Source organism: Sphingobacterium paludis (assembly GCF_004364125.1).
In the GTDB taxonomy this organism is placed as follows: Bacteria; Bacteroidota; Bacteroidia; order Sphingobacteriales; family Sphingobacteriaceae; genus Sphingobacterium; species Sphingobacterium paludis.
Genome location: NZ_SNZV01000001.1, coordinates 418879 through 438934, shown reverse-complemented (window position 1 = coordinate 438934; position 20056 = coordinate 418879). Strand labels below are relative to the sequence as shown.

The 20056-nt window shown below is 44.0% G+C and carries 17 protein-coding genes; 13 read left to right on the top strand and 4 right to left on the bottom strand.

Annotated elements, in window-relative coordinates:
- Positions 1–160: 160 nt before the first annotated feature.
- Positions 161–538 carry an ASCH domain-containing protein gene (locus B0I21_RS01815; RefSeq protein ID WP_133638625.1) on the top strand — a complete coding sequence of 126 codons (378 nt, stop codon included), beginning with the start codon at positions 161–163 and terminating at the stop codon, positions 536–538.
- A 306-nt stretch (positions 539–844) separates the two neighbouring features.
- Here the strand turns inward: B0I21_RS01815 and B0I21_RS01810 are convergent, their stop codons facing one another.
- The 3 genes from B0I21_RS01810 to B0I21_RS01800 all read right to left on the bottom strand — a co-directional run bounded on the left by B0I21_RS01810 (position 845) and on the right by B0I21_RS01800 (position 3050).
- Complete coding sequence (locus B0I21_RS01810) at positions 845–1321, bottom strand: hypothetical protein (RefSeq protein ID WP_133638624.1); 477 nt, start codon at positions 1319–1321, stop codon at positions 845–847.
- Positions 1322–1324: 3 nt separating this feature from the next.
- Positions 1325–1792: a hypothetical protein gene (locus tag B0I21_RS01805; RefSeq protein WP_133638623.1), complete on the bottom strand. Its 468-nt coding sequence runs from the start codon at positions 1790–1792 to the stop codon at positions 1325–1327.
- 703 nt (positions 1793–2495) lie between these two features.
- Complete coding sequence (locus tag B0I21_RS01800) at positions 2496–3050, bottom strand: hypothetical protein (RefSeq protein ID WP_133638622.1); 555 nt, start codon at positions 3048–3050, stop codon at positions 2496–2498.
- A 164-nt stretch (positions 3051–3214) separates the two neighbouring features.
- Between B0I21_RS01800 and B0I21_RS19990 the strand changes: the two genes are divergently transcribed.
- From B0I21_RS19990 to B0I21_RS01775, 6 genes are all read left to right on the top strand, one after another.
- On the top strand, positions 3215–3388 hold the full coding sequence (locus B0I21_RS19990) for a hypothetical protein (RefSeq protein ID WP_166637750.1): 174 nt from the start codon (positions 3215–3217) through the stop codon (positions 3386–3388).
- A gap of 26 nt (positions 3389–3414) precedes the next feature.
- Positions 3415–3879: a hypothetical protein gene (locus tag B0I21_RS01795; protein ID WP_133638621.1), complete on the top strand. Its 465-nt coding sequence runs from the start codon at positions 3415–3417 to the stop codon at positions 3877–3879.
- A 21-nt stretch (positions 3880–3900) separates the two neighbouring features.
- Positions 3901–4191, top strand: coding sequence for an antibiotic biosynthesis monooxygenase family protein (locus B0I21_RS01790; protein WP_133638620.1), 291 nt, complete (start codon positions 3901–3903; stop codon positions 4189–4191).
- Positions 4192–4254: 63 nt separating this feature from the next.
- On the top strand, positions 4255–4749 hold the full coding sequence (locus B0I21_RS01785) for an ASCH domain-containing protein (protein WP_133638619.1): 495 nt from the start codon (positions 4255–4257) through the stop codon (positions 4747–4749).
- Positions 4730–5533, top strand: a complete 804-nt coding sequence (locus B0I21_RS01780; RefSeq protein ID WP_133638618.1) for a GNAT family N-acetyltransferase — start codon at positions 4730–4732, stop codon at positions 5531–5533. The genes B0I21_RS01785 and B0I21_RS01780 overlap by 20 nt, the downstream gene beginning before the upstream one ends.
- Before the next feature lie 13 nt (positions 5534–5546).
- Positions 5547–6101, top strand: coding sequence for a GNAT family N-acetyltransferase (locus B0I21_RS01775; RefSeq protein ID WP_133638617.1), 555 nt, complete (start codon positions 5547–5549; stop codon positions 6099–6101).
- 56 nt (positions 6102–6157) lie between these two features.
- Here B0I21_RS01775 and ispE read toward each other — a convergent pair whose 3' ends face one another.
- Positions 6158–6973: a 4-(cytidine 5'-diphospho)-2-C-methyl-D-erythritol kinase gene (gene ispE, locus B0I21_RS01770; protein WP_133638616.1), complete on the bottom strand. Its 816-nt coding sequence runs from the start codon at positions 6971–6973 to the stop codon at positions 6158–6160.
- 101 nt (positions 6974–7074) lie between these two features.
- On the opposite strand from ispE, the gene B0I21_RS01765 reads away from it, so the two are divergent.
- From B0I21_RS01765 to B0I21_RS01740, 6 genes are all read left to right on the top strand, one after another.
- Positions 7075–9921, top strand: coding sequence for a helix-turn-helix and ligand-binding sensor domain-containing protein (locus tag B0I21_RS01765; RefSeq protein WP_133638615.1), 2847 nt, complete (start codon positions 7075–7077; stop codon positions 9919–9921).
- 592 nt (positions 9922–10513) lie between these two features.
- Entirely contained in the window at positions 10514–13648 is a 3135-nt protein-coding gene (locus B0I21_RS01760; protein WP_133638614.1) for a SusC/RagA family TonB-linked outer membrane protein, read from the top strand.
- 19 nt (positions 13649–13667) lie between these two features.
- On the top strand, positions 13668–15092 hold the full coding sequence (locus tag B0I21_RS01755) for a RagB/SusD family nutrient uptake outer membrane protein (RefSeq protein ID WP_133638613.1): 1425 nt from the start codon (positions 13668–13670) through the stop codon (positions 15090–15092).
- Between the two features lie 171 nt (positions 15093–15263).
- The gene (locus B0I21_RS01750; RefSeq protein ID WP_133638612.1) at positions 15264–16898 is read left to right on the top strand and encodes a glucoamylase family protein; all 1635 of its coding nucleotides are present in this window, start codon (positions 15264–15266) and stop codon (positions 16896–16898) included.
- Positions 16898–18274 (top strand): glucoamylase family protein, encoded by a 1377-nt coding sequence (locus B0I21_RS01745; protein WP_133638611.1) that lies wholly within the window; start codon positions 16898–16900, stop codon positions 18272–18274. The genes B0I21_RS01750 and B0I21_RS01745 overlap by 1 nt, the downstream gene beginning before the upstream one ends.
- 3 nt (positions 18275–18277) lie before the next feature.
- A complete protein-coding gene (locus B0I21_RS01740; protein WP_133638610.1) occupies positions 18278–20023 on the top strand; it encodes a family 43 glycosylhydrolase in 1746 nt (581 codons plus the stop codon).
- The last annotated feature ends 33 nt before the right edge of the window (positions 20024–20056 follow it).

Here is a 20056-nt window from a genome sequence, read left to right as displayed (position 1 = left end):
CAAGATCTATATCATCGCAAATGGACAAACATTGAAATTTTTAGCAACTGATTACGTAGCACATTTCGAGCATCATGTAAAGCAGATAAAAACGAGATGATTTGTTTAATTTCTATCGAAGTATCCTTCACCACTTGTATTTAGTATATAAAACACGAATATGAAAACAGGCATTGCAAAAGAATACTGGGCGGAGTTTCAAAAGCGAAATCCCAAATATAAGCCAGTTCCCCTCCCCATTCGTAACTACTTCTGCGATAACGAAAAGGACGCAAATGACTGTGCGGAACTTGTCCAAAAAGGGATCAAACGCGCAACGACTCACGCGGTATCATCATTACACATTCATAACGAGAACCTTCCCGCCGTAGGTGATATTGCTATCATAACGGATTGGTATGGCAACCCCCAGGCGATTATCAAAACCATTCGACTGTTGTTCGACATGCTCTCGAAGCACCGTCGAAGCCGACCCGAAGCCCGGCCGAAGATGTCCCGAACCAGTCCCGATGAACTCTCGAAGAGGTTCTTTCCGTAAAACGTGTCTATCGGAACGTTAGTAAATTTAGTCTCCCCAATTTCTTTCAAAAACACATTAGTCGTATCCAAACCGACACTTACCTAGGAGTCAAATATAAACTGACCGTAGTCACCTTTTATATTTTCTAAAATAGACCTCTTCATATTTATTAGAAACTACCATCGTTGACCTCGTTCCTTCCTGGGACTTAAGTGAAGGGTTAGATAAGAACATGACGTTATTACTAAAAGATAAACACGAGGCGCATTACTAATCCGAAATGAACTGTTTGATACCATATTGAAAACCCAATAAAATCATCCGCTATTCTTTTTTTGTTTTCCACCGGACAGGAAGTTCGAACAAAACACGATCTTGTCCTGGAAGCCGTAGATATAGGCGAGTATAAACAGATCCTGCCCCGTAAATAATGTATTTCAATCGTTTATTAAGCATAGCTCCAGCTTTTGTTTCGTCGTGAGCAATCGCTTCAATAGGTTTTACGGTTTTGCCATTATTGTTATTTTTCCCGCTACATACTATAGGGAAACTATAGCCATCAAGAGCCTTACTCACAACCATTTCTAATATTATTCGATCCTTAAATTCGCCATCTAATTTCGTAGAACGTATTCGAAAGCCCATTGAATCCGGTAACTTGCGAATTACCTTGTACTCTGAACTATTAAAATAGTGTAAAGAGTCCTCCCCACCAGGTATAGGCCGATCCATTCTATCGCCACAAGCGGCACTTAGCAAAAGCAACATTGACATGTTGGCCAAAAATAAGCGATGTCTCATCCGTTACTCTTTGCTATCGCGCCATCGGACAGGAAGTTCAAATAGAACGCTGTCCGTATTCGGAAGCCGCAGATATAAACGAGTACTTCCAGATCGCAGTCCGAATATCATGTATTTTAAACGCTTGTTTAGGATGGGTTCCGCTTCTTCGCCCATAGATATACTTTTAGGCTTTATAGTCGCTCCGCTATAACTTTGCGCGCCATATACAATTGGAAAATCATACCCTAAAACATCCTTACTCATTGTCACATCCAATATCAGCCTATTTTTAGACTTACCCTCTAGCCGAGTAGACCGTATTCGAAACCCCACAGAGTCAGGCAGTTTGCGAATTACCTTGTACTCTGAACTATTAAAATAGTGTAAAGAGTCCTCCCCACCGGGTATAGGCCGATCCATTCTATCGCCACAAGCAGCACTAAGCACGAGTAGTGCCAAAACAGTTATTAGCAAAAGAAGATCTTTCATCTGTTTTAATAGTTAGGGATAAACACTATATCCGTCTACATATGTCTTTCCGCTTTTCGTATCATTTTCTTCATACCATTGTGCATCGTAATTGCTAGGATCAAATGCCGCGGATATCACGCTTGGCAAAGCGACATGAGCATGATAGGTATCATTACTATATTGCTGCTGCTGCTGCTGCAAATGGTAACTTTACTACTTATACATTCTCGTTTGCGGAATATTAAAGTTATCGAGGATGTATTGTATACTTTCTCGCTCTTTTTTTAACTTTTTATCTTTTTCCTCTACGTAAGTCTCACCGTATACACCAAATTTTTTGTTGCCAAAATCAGAATTATCAAACTGAATCTTCACATCATAATCGAAGAGGTTCTTTCCGTAAAATGAGTCTATGGGACGTTGGTAAATTTAGTCTCCCCAATTCCTTTCGAAAACACGTTGGTCGTATCTAAACCGACACTTACCTTGGAGTCAAATATTAACTGACCGTAGTCGTGTTTTATATTTTCCAAGACAGCATCTTTGATGTTTCTTAAAAATACGTCCATCACGTCTTTCGCCCTTTCCTGAGACCTAGCTGACAGTGTCGAGACAAAAACATTACAAAGTATTTCATATGATGTAGTTATTTTCCATGTACTGGAAACCCAAACGTTATTGCCATAAATGGCGCGCGACGGTGGGGTTTTACCATGAGAATTTAGTTTCCAACAATATGTATACTATTAACCTCCCTAAATGTAATGATTTCTTTCCAGCCACCAGCTCCCCCCCTACCACCGCCGCTTGTTGGTAACCTTGATACACCCGTACTGTAATTAATAGATATAGCGTAATCAATACCTTTTCCTCCAGAAGTTATCTGAAGGACTTTTGTCGTTTGTCCTTCAAAATTTCCATACAAAGCCCTGAAGTCTTTATCTATTTTTTGTGAACTTGTCCCGACGGTGAATGGAGAGCCAGCAAATCCATTTATAATTATTCCATCTAGCTTGCTGTTTAATATGAACAATTTCGTGTTTGGGTAGTTTAACACTTCCATGTAGGCTTCATCGAAATCCGAATACTCTTTAGTAATAGCGCTAGGATTGCCAAGAGCGTTAACAACAATCTGCCTAGAATCTCCTATTTTAACACCCCCAGTAGAGGGAGCCGATTTCTTGAATATCATAGTTCTACCTATATCAACCTGTGCATACAGCGTAGTCGAAAGCATAAAAATAATTGACGTAAGGATGGTTTGTAAAATTTTCATGTGATAAAGGTTCCATCAAAAAAAGTAATTACTAGAAGGGTTAAAACGCTAAACTCCGCTAAAATTAAAATAAAAAAACTGAAGATTAACAGAAAATGTACGTAAATTACAAAAAATAGCGATCGAGCAAGTATTAACCTTTTTTGAACGAAATAGCACAATTTATGAAAATCAAGCAACTTACGTTGTACAGCAATAAAATAGCTGAGCAACGGCATTTTTTTGAAGCTACGTTAGGGCTATCCGTCCAAGAGGAAAGCAGTGATCTGTTTTGGGTTCAGGTAGGCTGTACTTCGCGCGGAGTGCTGAACATTATCGCTATCACTATTGTTTCCTAATTCCTGCTAACAAACTGGATGAAGCAATGCAATGGTTGTCATCAAAAGTGGAAATCATCAATGCCGAAGGCGATAAAAAGGTTGTTTTTTTCGATACGTGGAATGCGCATTCTTTTTATTTTTATGATGCTGCTGGAAATATTGCAGAATGTATCGTGCGCCATGATCTGAAAAACCACGCCGACAAGCCGTTTAACATCACCAGCTTTCTCTGCGTTAATGAGATTGGATTGGCGACAGATGATATTTACAAAATGAATAAGCAGCTTGAAGCTTTTTTCGGAACGCGTTTATGGAAAGGCGACCAAGAAAGGTTTGCTGCCAACGGATCGCAGGAAGGGCTGTTTTTGTTACCAAACTATCTGGTGAAAGAAATCTGGTTCCCAAGCGACGTTGCTGTTCAGCCGAATCCTTTAGCAGGCATTATCGACAACAGAGGCAAATATTATCATTTTCAATTTACAGATGGAGAACTTAAAACCTTCGAATAAACACAGTACAAATAATACACGATGATACTAGAAGTTGCCATATTAAACGTAAAACCGGGCCAATCCGAGAAGTTTGAAGCCGATTTTAAGACAGCAGGACAATATATTTCTGCGATAGACGGGTATATACAACATACCTTAAAGCGATGTGTGGAAGTTGAACATCAATACGTTCTGTTGGTTGAATGGGTTTCCATCGAGGCTCACGAAGTCGGCTTTCGGCAATCAGCACAATACTTGCAGTGGAAGTCTTTACTGCATGACTATTATGATCCATTTCCACAGGTATTGCATTATGAAAATGTATTGTAGAAGAGGAAAGCGATAAGCCTTAAGGGATATTGATTTAATATCCCGTTACCATAAGATACCAATATGAAAAAAGCCATTGCAAAAGAATACTGGGCGGAGTTTCAAAAGCGAAACCCTCTATATAACCTCGTTCCCCTCCCCGTTTGTTACTACTTCTGCGATAACGAAAAGGACGCAAATGACTGTGCGGAACTTGTACAAAAAGGGATCAAACGCGCAACGACTCACGCGGTATCATCATTACAGATTTTTAACGAAAAACTTCCCGCGGTCGGTGATATTGCTGTCATAACGGATTGGTATGGCAACCCCCAGGCGATTATCAAAACCACTAAAGTTGCTATTGTGCAATTTAAAGATATCACGGCTACATATGCCTTTATTGAAGGCGAAGGAGATAAAAGCTTGGCGTACTGGAAGCAAGTACATTGGGATTACTACCTTCGGGAATTGAGCAATCACGGCATACAACCAACGCCAACGATGGAATTGGTTTGCGAATACTTCGAGACAATTTGGCCGCTTAATACAAAAAAATATGCAAGTACAACGTCTTAACATACAAGATTTACCACACACCCAGCACCTTCAACCTTCGGGTTGGGGTGACATCAACATCAATTTACTGCAGTACTGTCTCCATGATTTTTGCAAACCGGTAAAGGTTGTCGACAAGAACAGGATCGTTGGTATCGGCGCAGCTATACTGCATAGCGATTCTGCATGGCTAGCACACATCATCGTAGACGAATCGTACCGAGGTCGCGGTATTGGATATAAAATTGTTAAAAACCTACTCGAGATAGCGAGCAAAAATGATGCATCGTCTGTTAATCTCATAGCGACAGACCTTGGTGTTCCGGTATATGAAAAGGCAGGATTTAAAATGGTAGGTCCCTATCAGTTTCTCAAAAGAACGCATGCATGGATTTCAAAACAGGTATCGCACCAATTAAAGCCTGCAAGGCCTGATCTTTATGAACAAATCTTAAAGCTAGATTTGGAAATCAATGGAGAGAATAGGAAAAAACTTATTGAAGGGCACCTAAACCAATCTATTGTTTTTGAGAAGGAAGGTCTAGTGGAAGGTTACTATTTTCCAAAATTGGGACAAGGCCCGATATATGCAGCAACAGCCCATGCTGGTCTTTCCCTGATGGCACTTAAATATAGTGCAAATGATGTCGCTGTTGTACCGGCAGATAATGACATAGCGATAACGTTTCTATTGCAAAATGGATTTGAAAAGCAAGATACAACGGCAGTAAGGATGACCTACGGGCGTGAAACCATTTGGCAACCCAAAAAAATATTTAGCCGCATCGGCGGAAATTACGGATAAAAAAACAGCAATTATGAAGATATACGTAGAAACAGAGCGCCTAATTTTAAGAGAGATACTGCCGGCAGATATAGACGGCATGTTTGAATTGGATGCTGATCCAGCCGTGCATCACTATTTAGGGAACAACCCGGTAAAAAGCATCGAGCAAATTCCGGCTATCATTGAATTTATAAGAAAGCAATACGTCGATTACGGTATAGGGAGATGGGCCGTTATTGACAAGCGCACGAATGATTTTCTAGGATGGGCAGGCCTTAAGTATATTACCGAAGAACAGAATGGCCACATACGTTATTACGATCTTGGTTACCGATTCATCAAGCGTTACTGGGGAAAAGGATTTGCGACCGAAGCGGCGATAGCTACACTCGACTACGGCTTTAACACATTAGGATTGAAGGAAATCGTGGCCATAGCTGACTGCCAAAATAAAGGATCAAATAACGTCTTGAGAAAGGTTGGATTTACGTTTACAAACGTTTTCGAAATCGATGGTGTTCCGCACAACTGGTATGCTCTAGCTAAAAATCCGAGCAAACATCAGCCGTGTAAAATCACAAGTTAATTTACATCCCGGCATATCGTAAGACAAAGCGTGGAAATAAAAATAAGTGAAGGCCCCTACTGTATAGCCTTCGGATAGTAAACCGTTCCCAATTGTTCAGGCACATCTAATAGCACCTCCTCGTCAAAAATACCATACACGGTTGACCCTGAACCAGACATGCTGGCGTATACCGCGCCATGTTCGTACAGGAACAACTTGACTTCCTGTATCTCGGGATACTGCAGGAAAATACTGTCTTCAAAATCGTTCTTTACGTAAAACTTCCAATCTTGCAGCGGAAGCTTCACGGAATCGATAAGGTTGAATTCAGCAGATCTTGGCGAAACACCACGGTAGGCTTCTGCAGTAGATACATGCACCTTCGGCTTGATAAGCACCATATATCTTCCGGACAAATCCAGATCCACAGGAGTAAGCTCCGTACCGATACCCGTAGCATACATGGGTTTGTTGACGATAAAAAAGGGGCAATCTGCACCCAGCCGTGCGGCCTCTATACACAATTCACGATCCGATAATCCGATCGCAAATTGCGCATTCAACATGTTTAGCACCGTTGCTGCATCAGAGGAGCCGCCTCCCAAGCCGGCACCAAACGGAATCTGCTTGTGTAAATGAATGTGCACGGGCGGCAGCGAATAGCGTTCCGAAAGCAGGTGGTAAGCACGCAAACACAAATTGTTCGCATCGGGCACCAAGTCGATACCGCTGATTTCCAGACTGGTTTTTCCAGACGCTTTTGGATAAAGCTCGATGATATCGTAAATCGGATAGGGATAAAAAATACTTTCCAGCAAATGGTATCCATCCGCTCGCTTATCGATTATATGTAATCCGATATTGACCTTGGCATTCGCGTATGCAATCATAGCACAATAATACTTAAATCCTCTTTAGAATTTGTTGGCCCAATAAGATTTTGTTTAAAAGACGTCGAGTTTGTAAATTGCGCTCTTGTGAGATGGTAGCTATGGTTCGTTTTATAATCTTTTCAATTGCTTTTCTGAATGCTGTATACAGCTTTGCGCAATCCATTCCCTCGGTGGGCAGTCCGTTTGTGCAGAACTATACAAAATCGCAATACAAGGCGGGCAACCAAAACTGGAGCATCGCCCAAGGGAAGGATGGTATTATGTATGCCGCCAACAACAACGGATTAATCGCTTTTAATGGCGCCTATTGGGATCTCTACCCCTTAAGCAATAAGAACTTTACCCGTAGCGTGGCTGTCGCCGCCAACGGCGATGTTTTCGTGGGCGGAAAAGAAGAGTTTGGTTACTTCGAGAAAAAAGGAAGCACATTGCAATACCACAACCTCTCGCGTTTGGTGAAGCCCGAGATCCTCGAAAACGACGAGATCTGGAAAATCTTGTTTCTAGATGGAAGCGTTATCTTTCAATCTTTTTCCAAATTTTATGTTTACGAAAACAATAAGGTTGATGTGCGCTACGGCGATGGCGAACCCTTCCTTTTTGCACATCAGGTCGATAAAACGATCTGGATGGAGCGCATCCCTTCGGGATTGGAACGTTGGAATGGAAAGGATTTCGCCAAGCTTTCCAGTAGCCTGCGCAATGTGCTTACCGTTCTTCCCTTTGATGGGCAGCAATTTTTAGTAGGTACGGCCAAGCAAGGTCTATATCTGCTCGATGCTAACGGCCGCGCTGAAGCTTGGAAACCGGAATCTGCGGTGAACACCTTGCTTAAAGAGGCGCAATTGAATAATGGATTGAAAATTGACGGGAACACTTTTGCTTTCGGAACGATCAAAAACGGTATTTTCATTATTGATAAAGAAGGTCGGTTACTGCAACATATCCATAAACGCAACGGCCTTCAAAACAATACCGTGTTGAGCATGACCTTGGATAGGCAAGGTAACATTTGGGCTGGGCTGGATAATGGCATAGACCGCATCGAGGTAAACTCCCCGTTCTATTACTACCGCGATATTTTTGGCGAAATCGGGACGGTGTATGCTATTAAGGTATTCCAAGGTCGCATCTATCTTGGCACCAACCAAGGCCTCTTTTACAGCAATTGGTCTGATGGCGCGACGATGACACCGCTAAAATTGGAATTTATCGCAGGATCTCAAGGACAGGTTTGGACCCTGGATGTATTTAATGGGCAGCTCGTATGCGGACACAATGATGGCACATTTCTAGTCGACGGAAGTAATATCACACGCATTTCAAGCTGGACCGGCGGTTGGTCGAACATCCAGCTGCCCAAAGATCCACAGCTGTTTCTACAGGGTAACTATACGGGTTTGGCCCTGTTCGAAAATAAGGGGGCCTGGCTGTTGAAACAAAAATACAACGATCCCAAAACCGCGGTGATCAGCGTTTATCCGCGGAACGACAATCAATTTTGGGTGGTTTTCAACAACGCCATACAGTTGGTGGAGTTCGCGCCTCCCTATCAAACGGTGAGCACGCTCAAGACGTTTTCATTTAGCAAAGATTTTCCGAACATACAACGCATTACACCGGCCACCGTACAGCAAAACATTGTGTTCGCTACGGATAAGGGCATTTTCTTGTATGATGGCGTATTATCGCGCTTCAAGCCTTACGAAGAATTAAACAGTGCTCTTGGCTCTTTCGCGAGAGCCAAAAAGATTAGTCCGCTTGGAAAAAACAGCTACATGTTTGCACAGGAGGGCCGTTTTGCCGAAGTAACCCCGCAGAGCAATCAGATCGTGGTCGATTCTTCAAGCTTCAATAGCTTACAAGATATTGTCATGAAAAACTACGAAGTTGTGGAAGCGGTGGGCGATAAGTTATTATTTGGTCTGGACAATGGTATCGCCTTTTATGATCTCAAGAAAAAGCAAGCCCAAAAACCCAATAAGCCACTGATCATGGGTTTGCAAGAGATCTTAAACGCTAGCGATACGCTGCATTATTTGGATCCGGAGCGCGCTATATCGTACGATCAAAATAACATCCGCATCCAATTTGCATCGCCATGGTATAGCAATACACCCGTAAAATATCAATCGCTATTGGAAGGTTTGCAGACAGAATGGTCGGCTCCTACGGAAATACCCTATATTGATTTTACCAATCTGCACACCGGAAATTATACGTTTAACGTTCGCATCATCGCCGCGAACGGCCTCGTTTCAGCAATCACTTCGCTGTCCTTCCAAATCCTGCCACCTTGGTACTTGCAATGGCCAGCACTGCTGCTTTATGTGCTACTGACGGTCGTCGCTTTTGTTTTTGCGCGCAAGATGATCATTGAAAAAATAAAGCGCGATAAACTAGAGATCAGAAACAAACTGCAACTGCGCCAGCAGGAGCTGCTGCGCAAGGAGAGCGAACAGAACGAGAAAAAGCTCATGGAACTGAAAAACGAACAGCTGACTACCGAACTGGAAGCCAAAAACAGGGAGTTGGCCAATGCCGCGACCAATATTGTGTATAAAAATGAGCTCCTCAATAACCTGCATGAAGAGTTGCTGAATGTGAAAGACCGTGATGGAAAAAAGCTATCACAAGATCAGCTCCAGAAAGTAAACAAGCTTATCGACAACGCGCGAAGTGACGAGCGCGACTGGGATTTATTTGAAAAAAGCTTCAACGAGTCACATGAAAACTTCTTCAAAAAATTAAAAACCGACTACCCGGGCTTATCGCCCAACGATCTAAAACTATGCGCGTATCTGCGACTAAATATGTCCAGCAAAGATATGGCCTCGCTGATGAACATCACCACGCGCGGCATTGAAATCAGACGCTATCGGCTACGTAAAAAATTCAATCTCCCAACAGAGAAAAACCTCAGCGAATTTCTATTGGAGCTATAATATATGCCCCTCACTTTGCACCTTTTTGGATAGGTGTGAATATACTATACGGTATCGCCTTTTCTCAGCATGCACATGATTATCTTGGACTATTCCCAAAAGCATCATGCAGCTTTGACGTTCGGAAAAGAGGTCGAACCACCGAATGTGGGCCAAACTAATTCAATAATGCACAAAAAAACGCTTAACTAAGGTACTTTTCGCAACAACCAACATAAATCACTTATTTCATACAATATTTTGCAGCGACTCGCGTTGTAACACCTTGCTAAATCATTTTTCCACGCCTCCTATATACCTCGCAAACGCTAAAAATCACTACATCAACACTACTACACCGTATTAGTGTACTTACTACACACCGGAAAAGAATTTGAGCAATCACTCACCGTATATAAAAAACTCATTACCATATATTTAAACAATAAGCACGGCAGGCATTGTAGCGGTGGAAAAATAGTGAAGTAGTAATGTGAAATCAAATAATTTCGATGCTGAACGAATACATCACATCTTTGTTTTAATTATAAACACTGTGTTACAAGACCAGTTACTGTTACAACAAACAAACAATTTAAAACAAACTAGCTTTATGAGGAAGTTATTTACACTCTTCTTGTTTTTAGCCGCTATCCTGTCATTTGGGTATGCACAGGTTAAAACCGTCACCGGTACAGTCAAGGATAGCGGATCGCTATTCGTACTACCTGGAGTGACGGTGTCTGCCAGTAGCGGTCAAAATACACAAACCGATGCGGCGGGCCGCTTCACGATCGAAGCGAACGCGACCGATTCCCTTACATTCCGCTTCATCGGATACACGGCGCAATCTGTTACGGTCGGTAATCAAACGAATCTCAATGTATTCTTAATTAGTGATGATCAAGCGTTGGAGGAAGTGGTGGTTATCGGTTACGGTACGCAAAAGAAAGCGGACTTGACCGGTGCTATCTCTTCTATAAAAGCAGATGAGATCGCGAAGCAACCGGCTTTGTCAGCCATGCAATCCGTTCAAGGTAAAGTAGCGGGTCTAAATATCGTTGCTTCAGACGCCCCCGGCTCCTCCCCTAACGTGATCATCCGTGGTTTAGGTACTGCGCTTAGCGGTCGGAACCCCTTATACATTGTTGATGGTATGCCCGTTGCCGATATTAATAATATCAACCCAACGGATATCGAGTCGATGGATGTGTTAAAAGATGCTTCGTCGGCGTCGATCTATGGTCTACGGGCTGCGAATGGTGTTGTGATCATCACAACTAAAAAGGGTAAAGCAGGGTTCTTGCGAATCAACTACGAAAGTTACTCCGGTATAAAAAATATCTTGAATCCGGTAAAAATGGCGAATGGTAGCCAATATGCGACTTACGTTAGTGAAAATCTCGCTGCAATAAACGCGGGTTACCAAATTCAATCAACAGGACAACCCTACGATACGGATTGGTATGATGAAATTTTAAAGACGGGAACTGTATTTAATAATGCGGTAAGCCTCTCCGGCGGATCTGAAGCCGTAGATTACTTTTTAAGTTTCAATAACTTCACAGAGAATGGGTTACTTGAAGGCGCTAAGTTCAAACGTAATGTTATTCGGAACAATAACACCTATAAATTCTTAGAAGGAAGATTAAAGTTCAATCAAACGTTGAACCTTACCTTTACGGATAACAAAATCAAGCCAAATGGCGCCTTCAACACAGCATATCGTCAAACACCGTTAAGTCCGGTATGGTATCCGAACGGCAGAGCTGGACGTCCTATATTAAACGCACAGACTGGTTTGATCGACTACGAATCTGGCGATATCCGTGTTTTAAATTCCATAGGTAATCCGGTTTATGATATCAGCCGCTACAACGAATTGCAAAAATCGACGACCTTGCAAGGTGGCTTTGAGGGCGAGTTTCGTATTACAGACTACCTTAAAGTAAATTCACGCGTAGGCGCAACAAAATATTGGACGCGCGGTCGCTCTTTCCAAGACATACGTGATGCCTACTTGAATGAATCACCTACGCAAACAGAAGCGGAATTTGAACGCTTAAGAGCACAAAATCCAGCGTCAGCGTCGTTTGCTTACAACAGACTCAACCTGCAGCAAGAAGAAACCTTCCGCTGGATATGGGAGAACTTCTTGACATTTCAGAAAAGCTTCGGCAAACACAACCTGGACGCAACCTTGGGTATGTCCAGAGAAGAGTTCGGTATAGGAAACAGAACCGCTTTAACTGGTTATGATTTGCCGGCCCAAGAGCAATATTGGAACTTACTTCACGTATCTGGCCAGTATCCAAGAACAGTAGACCAGCGCGAGTTTACACATCGTGCGTTGGCTTCTTACTTCGCCCGTGCACAATATAACTTTGATAGCCGCTATTACTTAACAGGTACTGTTCGCCGAGATGGTTCCAGTGTATTCCGTGCCTCTGGCGAGTATTGGGGTACGTTCCCATCATTCGGTGCGGGGTGGACGATTAGTAATGAGAAGTTCATGCAAAATGCAAGCTGGGTAAACCTGCTTAAATTAAGAGGTAACTGGGGTGTGCTTGGTAACCAAGACATACCACTTAATATCTCACAAATCATCGTTTCTCCAGGAACAGATGGCGGCGCGGGTATCAATAATAACAATTACGTCTTAGGTCCAAGTCAGGAATTGGTTTATGGTGCTTCATTTGGAACGCCTGCTATACCCCTAACCTGGGAAAAAACATACGAAACAGGTTTTGGTGTGGACTTCGGTTTCTTAAACAACCAGCTGACTGGTTCCATCGACTATTACCACAAGATGAACAGGAATACGATTTTGGACGTAACGCCTACACTGAACTCACCGTTTTCTCAAAACTTCTATGCACATGGAGCAAAGGTCCTCAATCAAGGTATCGAGGCGTTAGTGTCTTGGAACAAGGCGGTCAACGATAACTTCAACTACAACGTCAGCGTAAATTATTCGTACAATAAAAACGAAGTTACAGAAGTTGTTCCGGCCTACGATGGAGGTATCGGTGGAAGCTTGGCGAATGGAGAAATCACGAAACAACTACGTGTTGGACAACCAATTTATGCTTGGTGGATGTGGGAAACAGAAGGGGTTTGGCAAAACACAGGAGAAATAGCTGCTGGAGCGACGCCAGGTGCTGCTTTACCGGGCTACCTTCGCTATAAGGATCAAAATGAAGATGGAGCTATTGACAACCGCGATAAGGTATTCTTCGGCTCATTTATCCCGACCTCGACTTATGGTATAAACATTGGCATGAACTACAAAGCCTTCGATTTCTCGGTGTACGGATATGGCGTTGCTGGAAACAAAATCTATAATGCGTTGAAAGGCACGCGCATCAACGGCGGTGAGAATATCACCGAAGACACGTTTAACGAACGTTGGACAGCAAGCAATCCTTCCAACACCAACCCTGGGGCAGCGCGAGATACCTATGCTTCCAGCTACTATCTAGAATCAGGGAGCTATTTCCGTATTAATAATGCAACGTTAGGCTATACTTTTAATAAGTTGTATTCCGAAAACTCGAAATTACGGATCTACTTCTCAGCACAAAACCCACTGATGTTCACGAAATATTCTGGTGTCTCCCCGGAAATATCTGGTGTCTCATCCAGCAATAATCAGGATGATGCACGCCCGGCAGGAACTGCTGGTGTCGAATTGTCAGCGTATCCAACAACAAGAAATTTCTTGTTTGGTTTAAATCTTACTTTCTAATAACCTAGCTAGAAAACAAATGAAACTTAAAACATTAAATATAGCATTACTCATCGCCGCAGGATTTCTTTTTCAAGGTTGTACCAAAGACTTTCTGAACGTACCTTCCAAAGAAATCGTGGAAGCAGATGATAGTAATGAAGTATACCAACCGGAAACGTTTATAAACGGGGTATACGGCATGTTCACAGACTGGAACTATGGGTTCGCATACTTGGGTATTACAGAAATAATATCTGATAATGCTGACAAGGGCAGTTCGGCAACGGACACAGGAACAGACAAAGATATCCTGGATGCCTTAACCTATACATCAACGACGCCATCATTCGCGTCTACGTGGGAGCACTGGTACAAATCTATCGGACGCGCTACGCAAGCCATAGAATATACCGAGAACTTCGGATTGACGGACGAGGTATATAAAAACAGACTTATTGGTGAAGCACGATTCCTTCGCGCATTGAACTATTTCTTTTTGGTACGTGGCTGGGGTGATGTAACTATTCAAGACGTAGATCTGATCCAACGTCAATCGACGGCTGCAGTCTATGCATATATTGAGGCTGATCTTCAGTTTGCTATCGAGCACTTGCCGCTGAAGTCTGCCTACGAAGCGAAAGATCTAGGCCGGGCTACGAAAGGCGCCGCACAGGGTTTATTGGCCAAAGTATTCTTGTATCAGTCCAAATGGCAAGATGCTGTAAACATGGCGCAAACGGTACTCAATTCGGGCGAGTATAGTCTGGAACCGGATTATGCAACCATCTGGCGTGCGACCACAGATAATGGCCGTGAATCGTTGTTTGAATTTCAGGCCAGAGGCGAGGAAATCGCACACGGAATACAGCAATATTCGCAAACGCAAGGCGCTCGCGGTGAATCCGGTTGGGGATGGGGATTTAATATTCCATCGCAAAACTTGCTCGATGCATTCAATGCCGAAGGCGATGAAATACGGAAAAACGCGACTATTATTTTCCCTGGTGAAACATTGTGGGACGGACGTAGGGTAAGCCCTAATGTGGAGAATCCGATGTACAATGAAAAAGCATACTCATCAGCCAATGCTGGCGCCGGCGATACCGACAAAAATATACGCTATTTGCGTTTGGGTGAAATCTATCTTATCCTAGCGGAGGCCGCTAACGAAACTGGAAATAGCCAACTGGCACTTCAAAACCTCAACATCATTCGTTCGCGGGTAAACTTACCGGCAGTCACGGTGACCGATCAAGTGCAGCTCCGCCAGGCTATCTGGAAAGAACGCCGGCTTGAATTGGCTTTCGAACACGATAGATGGTTTGACTTGGTGCGTACCAGACAGGGAGAAGCAGCCATGCGCGCAGCAGGTAAAAATTTCCAGGAACGGAATTACATATTCCCGATTCCGGACAGACAGCTTATTCAAACACCTGAAATGACCCAAAACACCGGTTGGTAATTAACTACCGAAAGGACAAGTTTACGTCATCGAAAGCATGAGGAACGACGACGAAGCAATCAGGGGTATTATCGAAATACCGGTTGCTTCGTCATATTCCCCTACAATGAGACATTTTTGGAGACTGAAAGCACTGCTAAATAACGTTCTGTCTCCATCTAATACGATACAATGAGCAAAGTACTATTTGGTTTTATTACGCTATTGTTTACGCTTTCCTGCAGTAAAGAGCAGCAGGATCAAGCGCCAACTGCTGACAGCTTCCCGTTGACGCAGGTTCGATTGGAAGGGAACGCGCTGGCAGCGAATCAAAAAAATGTAATACTCCAGCCTAGTTTCCAGCTCTCGTTTCCCTTGCCGCTGCAAGAACAAAATCTTTCTAGCCATGTATCGATCCTAAGCAATGGAATCAGCGTGGCGAGCACCATAACACTGTCCGCCGACAGACAAACAGTTACTGTAGTCCCTGCTGCTGATCTCGAAGCGCTAAAAGCGTTTACATTAGTTGTTCGAAATTCTCTCACAGCCACAGACGGTAAAAAACTGGATAAAGAGTATGCCTATACTTTTACGACCGGCATCGACACGAAAGACAAATTTGACCGCATGCCTACCGACGAACTGCTAACGAAGGTGCAGCGACAGACATTCACGTATTTTTGGGATCATGCACACCCCAGCTATGGGATGATCCGCGAGCGCAACAGTTCGGGCGAGACCGTCACCATGGGCGGCACAGGTTTCGGCTTAATGACGATTCTGGTAGGTATCGAACGCGGTTTCGTAACCCGCGAACAAGGGCTCGAACGTACCAAAAAAATCGTTTCCTTCTTAAAAATGGCCGATACATACCAAGGTGCGTTCGCACATTGGTACAACGGCGCTACAGGCAAAACGCAACCCTTTAGTGAAAAGGACAATGGCGCTGACCTTGTCGAAACGGCCTTACTTTTCCAAGGGCTTCTTACTGCACGAACGTACTTTAACGATGCCTCATTAACGACAGACATCAGCACGCTATATAATGCCGTAAACTGGAATTTCTTCCGCAACGGTCAACAAACCTTATTCTGGCATTGGAGCCCGAATTTCCAATGGGAAATGAATCTTAAAATTTCGGGCTGGAACGAGTCGCTTATCACCTACATCCTTGCCGCTGGATCGCCCACGCATGGCATTGATGCCGCTGTATATGAGCAAGGATGGGCAAACAACGGGGCCATGCGCAATGGCAACAGTTACCACGGTATTCAGTTGCCGCTCGGTCCGCCAAGCGGAGGCCCACTCTTTCTTTCACAATATAGCTTCCTGGGCTTAAACCCTAACGGACTACAAGACCAATACGCTTCTTATGCGGATCAAGTAAAAAACCATAGTCTCATAAACCGCGCGTATTGTGTGGCTAATCCAAAAGCTTTTGTTGGCTATGGCGCAGACTGTTGGGGCTTGACCGCCAGCGATGACATCAACGGCTATAAGGTGCATTCGCCTACCGAAGATAATGGCGTTATCAGTCCTACAGCCGCACTGGCCGCCATGCCTTACACGCCTGAAGAATCTATTCAAGCTTTGGAATTTTTCTACTACAAACTAGGCGACAAATTATGGGGCGATCAGGGATTTAAAGATGCATTCTCCTTGAGCGAGCCTTGGTTCGCAGAGTCGTACCTCGCCATTGATCAAGGCCCCATCATTATCGGTATTGAAAATTACCGCTCCGGCCTATTATGGAAATATTTTATGCAGACACCTGAAATTAAAAGCGCCTTACAAAAATTAAAATTCACATCACCTAATCTTAACTAATGAAAATAAAGTTCTTGACCCTATCGGCCATTATAGGCATATCATGCATAAGTTGTTCACAAAATAGCAGCAGCAAGCGTGCGGATACGCAAGATACGACGCAGCAGCGTGGAGATGTCCATACAGACAGCCTTTTAAACGCCGCGCAGAAGCAAACCTTTCAATACTTTTGGGAAGGTGCTGAGCCCAACTCCGGCTTGGCACGCGAGCGTATCCACATCGATGGCGAATACCCGCAGAACGATGAAAATGTCGTCACTATAGGCGGAAGTGGATTCGGCTTGATGGCAATTTTGGTGGGCATACACAATGAATTCATTAGTAAAGAGGAAGGCCTAGCACACTTCCAAAAATCGTTAAACTTCCTCGCTAAGGTCGATCGTTTTCAAGGCGCATGGTCGCACTGGTATGTTGGCGACACCGGCAAAGCGAAAGCATTTAGCACGAGTGATGATGGGGGCGATATCGTAGAAACGGCTTTTATGGCAGAGGCATTAATATGCATCCGCGAATTCTATAAAGATGGATCAGCTGAAGAAAAAAAGGTTGCCGCGCAGGCCGATGAACTTTGGAAAGGCATTAATTGGGATTTTTACCGAAATGGAAAAGATCTGCTTTATTGGCATTGGAGTCCGAAGCATGGCTGGGGTATGAACCATGCCATCCAAGGCTTTGATGAATGTATGATAGCCTATATTATGGCAGCCTCCTCACCCACACATGCCATTCCAGCATCGACTTACCATAAAGGCTGGGCACGCGATGGCGCGATACGCTCGGACGTAGAAAAATATGGCATACCCACGGTGGTGAAACACAATGCGGAGGACGGACAAGTGGGTCCGCTGTTCTGGGCGCATTATTCGTTTCTGGGACTAAACCCTAAGGGCCTGGTAGATACGTATGCCAATTATGAGGACGTTGTCACTAATCATACAAAAATTAACATAGCGTACGCTAACGAGAACCCAAAAAAGTTTAAGGGTTACGGCGCTGATAAAGGTTGGGGCTGGACAGCTAGTTACTCGACCAATGGCTACAATGCACATCATCCCGATAACGATCCTTCAGGTGTCATTTCACCAACAGCTGCTTTGTCTTCGATGCCCTACAGTCCAAAAGAAAGTTTGAGCTTTATGCATTATCTCAAAGACAGTATCGGGGATAAGGTATGGGGCAAATATGGCTTCTACGACGCTTACAGCGAAACGGAGAATTGGTATCCGCAGCGCTACCTCGCCATTGATCAGGGGCCTATCGTCGTGATGATACAAAATTACAAAGATGGCTTCATCTGGAACTTGTTTATGCAAGCGCCTGATGTGCAGGCCGGATTAAAAAAATTGGGATTTAAAAGTCCTGAGCTAAACAACTAAACAATGAAACAAATCCTTGTTTGTTTCGGTATGGCGATGTTGCTCCTGTGCGCTGCACAGGGGCAAACGCGCCATCAGACCTATTGCAATCCTATTGATATCGATTACGGCTATACCCCTATTCCCAATTTCTCAGAATGGGGACGGCATCGTGCCACAGCAGATCCCGTGATCGTAACCTACAAAGACGACTATTACCTCTTCAGTACCAACCAATGGGGATACTGGTGGAGTGCAGATATGGTCAACTGGAAATTCCAGTCCAAAAAATTTTTGCGCCCCTGGAATGGGGATGTGTACGATGAGCTTTGCGCGCCCGCTGTCGGCGTCGTAGGCGACACCATGCTGGTCTTTGGTAGCACCTATACCGACAATTTTACCATCTGGATGAGCACCAATCCAAAAGCCAACGAATGGAAACCATTAGTAGATAGCTTCGCCATAGGCGGTTGGGATCCAGATTTCTTTACCGATACAGATGGCCGGTTTTACATGTACAATGGAAGCAGCAACCAATATCCGCTCTACGGCATCGAACTAGACCGCAAGACCATGCACCCGAAAGGCACCCGCAAGGAACTTCTTTATCTGGAAGACTGGCGATACGGCTGGCAGCGGTTTGGCGAACATATGGATAATACTTTTCTTGATCCTTTTCTAGAAGGTGCTCACATGACGAAGCACAACAATAAGTATTACTTTCAATTTGCGGGGCCGGGCACCGAGTTTAGTGGCTACGCAGATGGTGTAGCAGTGGGTGATTCGCCTTTAGGCCCATTCATCAAGCAGTCTGATCCGTTAAGTTACAAACCTGGAGGTTTTGCCCGCGGAGCTGGCCACGGCTCTACATTCCGCGATAAACATGGGCAATATTGGCATGTGTCAACAATCGTGCTGGGCGTTAAAAACAATTTCGAACGTAGGCTAGGCATATGGCCGACATACTTCGATAACGATGACCAGATGTATAGCAATACAGCCTTTGGTGATTATCCGCATTACTTACCCGACGCAAAGCAAGCCGGTACATTTACCGGTTGGATGCTGCTAAACTACAAGAAACCCGTAACAGTATCATCCACATCGGGCGCCTTTTCAGCCAACCATGCCGTGGATGAAAGTATGAAAACCTATTGGAGTGCGCAATCCGGAAACCCGGGCGAATGGATTACAACGGATCTTGGTAAAAAATCGATCATTCGCGCCATCCAAATAAACTATGCCGATCAAGACGTAGACAGCAGCTTTTTAGGCAAAATAGAGGGTATATATCATCAGTATAAATTGTATGCCTCAGACGATGGTCATGCCTGGCGCGTAATTGTCGATAAAAGCGATAACAAAACTGATGCTCCCCACGCCTATATAGAGTTGGATAAAGCAGTTCAGGCACGCTATATCAAACTGGAGAACATCCACATGCCATCTGGAAAATTTGCGATCAGCGGACTTCGCGTATTTGGGAAAGGCAACGGTGCCCTCCCCGAACCTGTCGAGCAGTTTATCGTGCTCCGCACAGAAAAAGACAAACGCAGCGCCTGGATAAAATGGAGTCCCGTTGACAATGCATACGCCTACAATATATACACCGGACTAGCGCCTGACAAGTTGTATAACTGCATCATGGTACACGACGCCAACGAATACTATTACAAAGCTATGGACAGCCAAAAGCCTTACTATTTCAGCATAGAGGCGATTAATGAAAACGGAACGTCAACCCGCTATCCAGTCACCAAAGTAGAATAGCGCGAGCTGTCATACCGCAGGAAATAGGATCAC